At 40.5% G+C, this 8241-nt stretch carries 7 protein-coding genes; 6 read left to right on the plus strand and 1 reads right to left on the minus strand.

The window, feature by feature from the left end:
* Window positions 1-6: 6 nt before the first annotated feature.
* From B4N43_RS16790 to lepB, 5 genes are all read left to right on the plus strand, one after another.
* Complete coding sequence (locus B4N43_RS16790; protein WP_286735709.1) at window positions 7-1794, plus strand: HSP90 family protein; 1788 nt, start codon at window positions 7-9, stop codon at window positions 1792-1794.
* Between the two features lie 98 nt (window positions 1795-1892).
* On the plus strand, window positions 1893-2954 hold the full coding sequence (locus tag B4N43_RS16795) for a hypothetical protein (protein WP_286735710.1): 1062 nt from the start codon (window positions 1893-1895) through the stop codon (window positions 2952-2954).
* 113 nt (window positions 2955-3067) lie between these two features.
* Window positions 3068-3541: an LIC11966 family surface protein gene (locus B4N43_RS16800; RefSeq protein ID WP_182983149.1), complete on the plus strand. Its 474-nt coding sequence runs from the start codon at window positions 3068-3070 to the stop codon at window positions 3539-3541.
* A gap of 332 nt (window positions 3542-3873) precedes the next feature.
* A complete protein-coding gene (locus B4N43_RS16805; protein WP_286735711.1) occupies window positions 3874-4605 on the plus strand; it encodes a hypothetical protein in 732 nt (243 codons plus the stop codon).
* Window positions 4606-4614: 9 nt separating this feature from the next.
* The gene (gene lepB, locus B4N43_RS16810; protein ID WP_286735712.1) at window positions 4615-6192 is read left to right on the plus strand and encodes a signal peptidase I; all 1578 of its coding nucleotides are present in this window, start codon (window positions 4615-4617) and stop codon (window positions 6190-6192) included.
* Here the strand turns inward: lepB and B4N43_RS16815 are convergent.
* Window positions 6109-6576 carry a hypothetical protein gene (locus B4N43_RS16815; protein WP_286735713.1) on the minus strand — a complete coding sequence of 156 codons (468 nt, stop codon included), beginning with the start codon at window positions 6574-6576 and terminating at the stop codon, window positions 6109-6111. The genes lepB and B4N43_RS16815 overlap by 84 nt on opposite strands.
* Before the next feature lie 152 nt (window positions 6577-6728).
* Between B4N43_RS16815 and B4N43_RS16820 the strand changes: the two genes are divergently transcribed.
* Window positions 6729-7400, plus strand: coding sequence for a hypothetical protein (locus tag B4N43_RS16820; protein WP_286735715.1), 672 nt, complete (start codon window positions 6729-6731; stop codon window positions 7398-7400).
* Window positions 7401-8241: the final 841 nt, after the last annotated feature.

Below are 8241 nucleotides of genomic sequence, written 5' to 3' on the forward strand. Positions count from 1 at the left end.
AAAAACATGCAAGAAGAAAAATCCTATTCCTTTCAGGTCAATCTGAAAGGAATGATCGCACTGCTCTCAGAGCACCTGTATAGCGATCCCAATACATTTATTCGGGAATTGCTTCAAAACGGCGTGGATGCAATTACAGCATTGAAACACTTGGATGAACAGCATCAGGGTAAAATAACGATTGAGCTGCCAAGCATTGAACAACCGAAGTTTCTGTTCAGCGATAATGGGATAGGCCTTAAGGAGACCGATATTCATCAATTTTTGTCGGTTATAGGTGAGAGTTCAAAGAGTAAAGACATTAAGGATGCTCAGGATTTCATTGGTAAGTTTGGTATTGGACTGCTTTCTTGTTTTGTGGTCAGCGATGAGATAATTGTGGAAACAAAATCGGCCCTTGAACAACTGCCTCTACGTTGGACCGCGAGAGCTGAAGGGGACTATAAAATCGAGCGGCTTATTGAAGATATTCCTGTCGGAACACGTGTTATCCTAAGCCCTAAAAAACAATTCAACTATATTTTTGAAGCGGATTATCTTGAGAAAAAAATCAAGTTTTATGGAGATGCGCTGCGAGAAAACATTTCGATTGTAGTTGGCGCTACCGAAAAGATTATTCATAAAGAAGAACCCAAATGGCTTGCTTCATCAGTTTCGAAAGCAGAATTGCTGGCTGTTGGAAAAGAACTCTTTCATGTCAACTTTTTAGATGCAATTCCATTTGAAACGACGGCGGGAAAGGCAAAGGGGGTGTTGTATATTTTACCTTTCCGTACGCAGTTTAGCAGCAAGCAGCGTCACCGTATCTACTTGAAGCGCATGTTTCTCGCTGAAGAAGATCAATCTATTTTGCCAAATTGGGCATTTTTTGTCCGGATGCTTGTCAACACAGAGGAACTTAGTGCCACCGCCTCACGGGAGTCTTTGATGAAAAATGATCTACTACGGCAGGCGCGAAAAGAAATAGCTGCTGTGCTGAAAACGTACCTGCAACAGGTGAAGAAGATCGATTTCGATATATATATTCGCATTATCCAAACTCATTATCTTCACTTGAAAGCTTTCGCGCTCGAAGATCCGGACTTTCTAGCGATATTTTTGGCAGATATTCCGTTTGAAACCAATCGCGGACAACGAAGCTTTCAAAATATCATTGATCATCAGCAACAGCTCTATTACTGTGCTGATTTTGAAGATTTCAAACAGATTGACCGTATGGCCGATACACAGGGGATGATTCTTGTGAATGCGTCCTACACATTTGATACCGAGTTGCTCCGCAGGATCAAACAAAAATATAGCGATTATAAGATAACAGAGATGTCGCCCAATCAGCTCCTGGAAACGTTTCAGCCGATTCATGAAGATGAGCACAATCACTATGTTTCTTTTCAGAAAGAAGTGCAGCGCATTTTAGACGATTATAGCTGCGTCCTTGAAATTAGACGGTTTAAACCGATTGATACGCCGGCTATTTTTACAAAAATGGAGCAAAATAATGTAGAAAATACGATTAGCCAATTAAAGGAAAATGCAAATCCTTTTGCGCAAGTACTCAAGACATCGAGGCCGAATAAGATCCAGAATACGTTATGTTTAAATGCTGACAATGCGTTGATCAAAACGCTAATGGATATAAAAGATGCCTACATGCTTCGTTCAGTTATGGAAGTGCTTTACGTGCAGGCGCTAATTTTGGGCAAGTACCCTGTCCAGGAGCGGGAAATGAAGGTTATGAACGAGGCCCTGAAAAGCCTCATCGTCATGGGGTTGGATAATTTTGTGAATCTTTAAAGCGGTTGAGTATACTTCTCCGCGTAAGGATTTCTTTTTATTGCATAGAAAATATATTAGAAATTAAATATACTCAAAAAAAAAGAGGGAGTAATTAGATGTACACACTTAAAATTCAGAAACTTCGCAATCAGGTTGCACGAGTAGACAATACCTTGGAAAAGGTTAACCTGTTGACACAGGCTATTCGGATTGCAGATGAAAATCAAGATATTGAATGGGGATATGACCTTCGCTTAGATTTAATCAGCGAAGAGATAGATCTTGCTTTTTCAACCGAGTCATTACCTGCATTTGCGTGGATATTACAGGCTTACGATGAAAATCCTGAACTCTTTAATGAAGAAGACTTCTTGTGGCAATACAAATGGATGATGTCCGAATTATACGATAATCCTGCTGTCAGCCGTGAGCAGATTGAAGCGGCTTTGCGCGACTTTGAACAACGATTGATCCGCAACGGTTATGGTAAGCGTGCCATATACAATGAGGAGCTGAGTGATGCGCTGGCGCAAAAAGATATTGTCGCTATCGAGCGCGCATTGAAAAACGTAAATGCTATGCAAAGAGATGACATGAGCGATTGTGAAGCCTGTGAAATGGATGCAGAAGTATCAGCAACACTATTACAGGATGGCTATAGCCCAGCAGTCGATAAAGCCTTACCTTTAATTGAAGGCCAGTTTACCTGTTCGCATGTGCCTTTGCGTACGGCAGTGAACCTGGCTTATGAAGGTCTTAAGCAAGGTGATACTGAACAGGCCGATAAAATGGCGCTACTGGCAGAAAAGGAGGTGTTTAAGAAAGAAAAGGACTCCGCAATTTTGATTTCGGCAATTAAACTAGCAACCTATTTTTCCTATACCGATATTGGTAAAGCGAAGGAATGGATCGAACGATTTTTGCCTTGGGCTGATGGTCCCGACAATCGATCCATGTTTCAGTTGGCCTGCTATATCTGTGAAGCCATGAGGAATTTTGGCTCTGATGAATCTTTTATGCTTGAGCTCGGCAATCAGCATAATTTTTTTCAAGGGAAAAATACCTACACCGCTAGCGAATTGGCTAATCATTATGGGAAACTGGCGGATCAACTCGCAGACCGCTTTGACCAACGTAATGGCAATCACAACTTTCGCAATCAGTTAATGTCCCTTTAGCTTGGAATGGCTGCAGAAATCCCTGATTTCCGTGATGAAATTCAGTTGTTTTGAAGGCTATCTTTGTGTAAATGAGCATTAAATACTGAAATATATCAACAAAATAGATCAAAATGATTAAACAATTTATTACGGGCATGATGACCGCAGCGGTTCTGAGCCTATCAAGTTGTGGTTCGGGAGAAAAAGATCCTGCAGCATACAACAATTCAATTATTACCGTTATAAACAGTAGTGAAAAACATGTGACAGACATGAATGCTGCCATGAATGGCTCCGATTATACGAAAGCCGAACAGGTCCGCGCAGATTGGGAAAAATCTTTGAATAATGATATCAAGAAAGTCGAAGATCTGGGAGATTTCAAAGGCGATGCGACATTCCAAAAAGCAGTTCTTGATGGCTTAAATGGGTATAAAAAAATCGTTACGGAGGATTATCCGAAATTGATTGAACTCCGAAAAAATAAGACACCTGATGCTGCTAAAGAGTCTGCATTGCTTGAAAATATCAATAAAGCATTTGAAAATATGAGCAATGGTGTCAATCAAGCATCCACAGCATTTGAAAGTAAATATAAAAGTTAACCTTATTGCATGAGCTATTGGGTAAGCCACATCACCGAAAATGATGTGGCTTTGTTTTTTGCAGTACAGCTGTTGTTTGCTTGAGAAATACGGCTGTATCGACTTGTATTGTTAGAGATCGTTTTTAGGGATCTTAAAGTCTTTGCGCAATATTGTAGGAATGCGCCTAGCAAAACAAAATGCTAACAAACGTTAAAACTCCGAAGGCCGAACTTGAATTTCATATTTTTATGTAGTTTTACATGAAGCTTGGACAGAGAGTGCCGAGTATATCATTAATACAATCAAAATAGGTTAATAGGTTCATAAGCTATTGACAAATACAGACTCCAATGAAAGCCATATCAATTTTAACGGCCGTGCTTTTGTCTTCCTGTGTAGGGATCACGATCACAGCTCACGCACAGGAAGTCGCCAAAAATTTAGACTACTTAGTGCTTATGAATGCAGATACCCTTTATGGGAAAATCTCCTCTGTAAAAGATCAAAAACTCAAATTTGAGAATCAGCAAAAAGAAAAGTTAACGTTTGAGCCGGGCGATATCTATCGTGTATATTGGCAGTCCAAAAAGAAAGTTTATGCGCCCTCTTATGTAGAAGATGGACTAGAAGTTGTGCCTGGAACATCTCCAAAGATGTATCGAATTCAGAAGGGGCTCAATCAAAATCCCACTTTCGCAGAAGTACTGGCTGATGGAGAAATTATTGCATATTATGTTTCGGAAACGAAGGTCAGTGGTGGGGCCGGCATCGCTATTGGTGGTGGTGCAGGTACGATGGGAAATATCATGGTCAATAAATATAAACATGCTTATGCATTGAAAAAATCAACTGGCGAGGTCATTGAAATCAATAGCAACCATAATGGGTGGTTTAGTGATGTCAAAAAGAAAAGGCCAATTATTTTCGCCAAGTTGATCAACGACGAACCGGAGTTATTTGCTGAGTTTGAAAATGAGAAAAAGTATGATTATGATCTTTTTATTAAATACATCATGCGATATAACGAATTACAAAAAGCGAAGAGCTCTCCAGAATCAACAGAGCGATTGTTTATTTATTAAAACGAATTTATGATACTTACCATCTTTATTGTATTGACTATAGTTGCAGCCTATGGCTTTTGGTTGCTATTTGAAAAGGCAGGACGCAAAGGCTGGGAGGGAGTTGTTCCCGTCTATAGTCAGTTTATCCAATCGCGGATACTCGGCAAGAAGACCTGGCAGCTTATTCTGTTGATTGTTCCGATCGTCAATGTTTTTATCTTTTATAATCTCTACCTCGATTTTATTCATTGTTTTGGGAAACGAAGGTTTTTGGAAAACTGCGCTGCTGTGCTGGTTCCGTTTATCGTGCTACCACTTTGGGGCAGAGATAAAAACGTGCAATTTCTGAATGGGCTATATGCCAAAAATCTGAAAGTAGCGCATGCCGAAGGTCGCGTGGCGACAAAGGAATCTGAACTGGAAATTGCGCATCAATCGTATATAGACTATAAGAAGAAATATCCCTATAAAAAATCGATGGTACGAGAATGGGCGGATGCGATTTTTTTTGCGACTGTCGCTGCAACCTTGATTCGTGGTTTTTTATTGGAGGCATTTATGATTCCTTCGGGGTCTATGCAACAGTCTCTCCTCATTGGAGATTATCTTTTTGTCAGTAAATTAAATTACGGACCCCGTATTCCAAATACACCTATAGCCTTTCCTTTTGCACATCATACGATGCCATTAGTAGGGGGAAAAGCATTCTCCGAACTCATTAAAATTCCTTACAAAAGATTGCCCGGATTTCAAGAAATAAAACGGAATGATGTGATCGTTTTTAATGCACCTGCCGGTGATACCGTTGCTGTTGAAAATCAAGACTTGCCCTATTATGACTTGGTGCGTAGCATGGGGCGTGAAGCAGTACATCAACAATTTACAATTCAGACCCGCCCAGTCGATAAACGCGAACATTTAATTAAACGCTGTGTGGGAATGCCCGGGGATAAAATTAGCATGACAGAAGGAGTATTGTTTGTGAACGACCAGCCAGGTTTTGTAGCCCCGGAAAGCCAGATGGATTATACCGTGATCACAGATGAGGCAGGTCTGGACGAACAGCGCCTAAGAGATATGGGAATAGAAGTCTCTGCTATTCAGCCCGGAGTTTATGTAATCTTTTTAACGAAAGATCAGGCAGCCATGGTGAAATCCTGGTCCAATGTCAAATCTATGCAAATGAACTTGGAAAAACCGGGAGTGGCTCAAGCAAATACTTTTCCGAACGATCCACAATATAAATGGAACTACGATAACTTTGGCCCATTTGTTATACCTCGAAAGGGCATGACTATTCCTCTGAATGCACAGACCTTACCACTCTATGAGCGAGCCATAAGGGTGTATGAAAATAACCTGTTGGAAAAGAAAACGGATGGGCTTTATATCAATGGAAATCGAACAAATTCCTACACCTTTAAAATGGATTATTATTGGATGATGGGAGATAATAGGCACAACTCGCTCGATGCGAGGGACTGGGGATTTGTTCCTGAGGATCATATTGTCGGAAAAGCATTATTTACCTGGATGAGCTGGAACGCAAATGGCAATGGGCTTTCCAAAATACGGTGGAATAGAATTTTTAAAGGTATCCATTAGAAAAGAAAGCTTCTCGCCACCACTATTAATACCACCTAGATCTACCTGCACGGGAAATTGATTGATAATATAGTATTTTAATCCCGCTTTATAAATAAACGAATGTGTAGAATTCAATTCGATTTTTTGGCCATCAAAATCGAATACATATCTTTGACCAGTGAAACCTAATCCTGCTTTGACAGCTAGTTTGTCTTGGAAAAAATAACCTGCTTCACCGCCTACAGACCAGAGCTGGGCGCCATTGTTGGAATAAAAGCTAAAGCCGGAAGTAGAAAGGCCGGTCAGTGGCGAGAGATTCGTTTCGACCATCCATTTTCCTTTAGAGATCGCTGTTGGAGTTTCTTGGGCCGATACAGTTTGCAAACCCAACAGGGTAAGCATTATAAAAAGACTCTTTTTGGGGGATTCTGTTTAAATAACGAATAAGAAGAGATTATTTTTATTTTTTAATACAACAAACTTGAACGGTTGCATTTTGATTGAGTGCTGCAATTTGTGTAAAGTATAACAACAATACCTTTTGTGGCTGATTTGTGGCTTATGTTTTTCTCGCGCGCTCATTGGCTATTTATGGTGCTAAAGCTGCTACAGGGGTAGTTGCCATTACCACCAAAAAAGGAACAGGCGATAAACCCGTGTTGACAGCGAATATCAACTGGAGAGTAGCTCCGCTAGTACGTAATCAACGTGCTTACGATGGCTCTGGTTTTCTGAAATGGCGAGCAGATGTGGGGCGCGCTGGTGGTAAATACAATCCGGATGGCACATTAAGGCGGATTCCGACAGGTGATAGCGGATTGAATGCCCGTAATCCTTTTCTAAATATGACCTACAATGACCGGATGAACAAGCAGAATACCCTTTTTGCAAGTCTCTTCGCAAAAGTTAACTTGCCTTTTGGTATTACTTATCAGTTCAACTTTAGTCCCGGAATTGAGGTAGGTCACGTACACCAGACACGTCCATTGTTTAATTTCCGTCAGCAGAATATGAATAAACCGAGAAGACAGCGTTCGGATTGGAGCTCCGATCGGATGATGGGAGGGCGTAATCCTGCCGTTCATCAACTGAATTTTGTTAAAACAGCCTGCGAAGTGGCCAAATTGGATTTGACAGATTTATTTGATAAATACGGATTCTTTTTTGTTGGTACGTTGGAATACGACGATTATGTATACCTATACCATGACGCAGGAAATGGTTGATGCCTGTCGCCTGGCAATTAAAAACATGAACTTGCCCAAGCCTAAGGCTGATCTTACAGCATTAAGAGATTAGAGCATGTAAACTATAATAACGTCTGACGCTCCGAATCATCTAAATTGATTCGGAGCCTTTTGTTTGGTTGTTATGTTTTTTGAACTTAGTCGTTATTCTAAACGTGTTACAAGCTGAACGCTTTCTCTTGCTCATTTTCTTTGATCCCATAAACCCTCCAAAAATGCCTATATCATGGTGATTGTGGTTGGATGCTGGGACACTTGTAGGGTTATTTACATAATGTTATGTTTATTCGCTTTTATTTAGTTCTTCTTTAAGTTAGATTTTAATTAGTATTTAGTTAGCTTTTGGTTAGGATTTATTTAGCTATAACCTAAGCTATACCTAAACAAACCTTAAGTAAAGTAGTAAAAGAGTGTGTTCATTTAATGGGTAATCCGGAGCGGTGTATGCTCTCATTCTTTTGCTGTGTTGCGGTATTCTTCTGTTGTTCTCTGTTCGGCTATGTTTGCGTTTTCCGATCTCCCTTTGCTATGTCGGTGGGGCAATAGATCCGGCAGGTGCAATTCAGGATGTTTTCGTTGCCTGATGCCGCTATCTGTCCCAATCTGGCGGCCGGATCAGCCTTTTTTCGCCTTCCTCTGCAGCTTCCACCGCTAAAATGAAAAAGAATCTTGCACCGTTACAGGTAGTTAAGGATAAAATGAAAATAATAAGAACAAAAGGCTTGGAAGTTTGTTAGTAAACTCCCTATCTTTGCACCACTCCGCAAGGGAGGGACGGTTACCTCGAAAGAGGGAATCCTGAAAAAAGAAGGGTTTAAGA

Source organism: Sphingobacterium sp. UBA1897 (assembly GCF_002337775.1).
Classification (GTDB): Bacteria; Bacteroidota; Bacteroidia; order Sphingobacteriales; family Sphingobacteriaceae; genus Sphingobacterium; species Sphingobacterium siyangense.